Annotated in this window: 1 protein-coding gene and 1 pseudogene; one reads left to right on the top strand and one right to left on the bottom strand. The window is 73.2% G+C overall.

Annotated features, from left to right (window positions below; all coding sequences use genetic code 11):
- The first annotated feature begins 92 nt into the window (after nucleotides 1–92).
- Nucleotides 93–1397 carry an MFS transporter gene (locus EAO70_RS36640; protein WP_261993241.1) on the top strand — a complete coding sequence of 435 codons (1305 nt, stop codon included), beginning with the start codon at nucleotides 93–95 and terminating at the stop codon, nucleotides 1395–1397.
- Here EAO70_RS36640 and EAO70_RS39895 read toward each other — a convergent pair.
- Nucleotides 1333–1591: pseudogene (locus tag EAO70_RS39895) on the bottom strand (MFS transporter); the annotation flags it as partial. The gene EAO70_RS36640 and the pseudogene EAO70_RS39895 overlap by 65 nt on opposite strands.

Here is a 1591-nt window from a genome sequence, read left to right on the forward strand (position 1 = left end):
GCGCACCACCCCGTACGCCTTGGACGCCACGAGTACGCCGAGCGCCGCCGGGTACAGCTCCAGGCCGCCCGTCTGTGGGGCACTATGACGGAGTGGCAGCCGCACGGTCACCCGCACGATCCGAAGATCATGCCGGGCCGCTCAGCCGAGCGGGCCGGTCGGTCGGTCGTGCCCTGCACCTGCCGTTCACCGGCACCGCGAAGGGCATCCGGAAGGCCACCCACGCCCACGGCGCGGGCGAGTCGGGGCTCGGGAAGCTGATCGAGCTCCACGCCGTGAACGGCGCCGGGGACGTCATGATCACCGTCGCCCTCGCCTCCACCGTCTTCTTCTCCGTCCCGACCGACGAGGCGCGCGGCCGGGTCGCGCTCTACCTCGCCGTCACCATGGCCCCCTTCACCCTCCTCGCCCCCGTGATCGGTCCGCTCCTGGACCGGATCCCGCACGGGCGGCGGGCGGCGATGGCGGGCGCGATGGTGACCCGCGCCATCCTCGCGATCATGATGTCGGGGGCGGTGGCGACGGGCGGCCTGGAGCTGTACCCGGCGGCGCTCGGCGTACTCGTGGCGTCCAAGGCGTACGGGGTGGTGCGCAGCGCCGTCGTGCCCCGGCTCCTGCCACCGGACTTCTCGCTGGTGAAGGCGAACTCGCGGGTCACCCTGGCCGGGCTGCTCGCGACCGGCATCGCCGCGCCCATCGGGGCGGGGCTCCAGATGCTCGGGCCCCGCTATCCGCTGTACGGGGCCTGTGCGCTGTTCCTGCTGGGGACCTTCTGGGCGCTGCGGATGCCGCCGAAGGTGGACTCCGCGAAGGGTGAGCGGCGGGCGCACCTGCTGACGCACGGGGAGCGGAAACCCAGCCTGCGGACGGTGGGGCCCTCGGTGCTGCACGGCCTCCAGGCCAACGCGGCGCAGCGGATGCTGTCGGGTTTCCTGATCTTCTTCCTGGCGTTCCTGCTGCGCGACCACCCGCTGTCGGGGCAGAGCGCCGCCGTCTCGCTGGGCATCGTGGGCGTGTCGGCCGGCGTGGGCAACGCCTGCGGTACGGCGATGGGCTCGCTCCTACGGGACCGGGGGCACGGGCCCGAAGTGATCATCGCCACGATGATCAGCGTGGTCTGCGCCACGGCGGTCTTCACGGCGATCTTCTTCGGCGGGGTGATGGTGGCCGTCCTGGGCGCGGTCGCGGGCCTCACCCAGGCCCTGTCGAAGCTGTCGCTCGACGCGCTGATCCAGCGGGACGTGCCGGAGCTCGTACGGACGTCGGCGTTCGCGCGCTCCGAGACGGCGCTGCAGATGGCGTGGGTGGTGGGCGGCGCGATCGGCATCGCCCTGCCGCCCGCCGCCCGTGCGGGATCCGGTCCAGGAGCGGACCGATCACGGGGGCGAGGAGGGTGAAGGGGGCCATGGTGACGGCGAGGTAGAGCGCGACCCGGCCGCGCGCCTCGTCGGTCGGGACGGAGAAGAAGACGGTGGAGGCGAGGGCGACGGTGATCATGACGTCCCCGGCGCCGTTCACGGCGTGGAGCTCGATCAGCTTCCCGAGCCCCGACTCGCCCGCGCCGTGGGCGTGGGTGGCCTTCCGGATGCCC

This window comes from Streptomyces sp. adm13(2018), assembly GCF_008042145.1.
GTDB lineage: Bacteria > Actinomycetota > Actinomycetes > Streptomycetales > Streptomycetaceae > Streptomyces.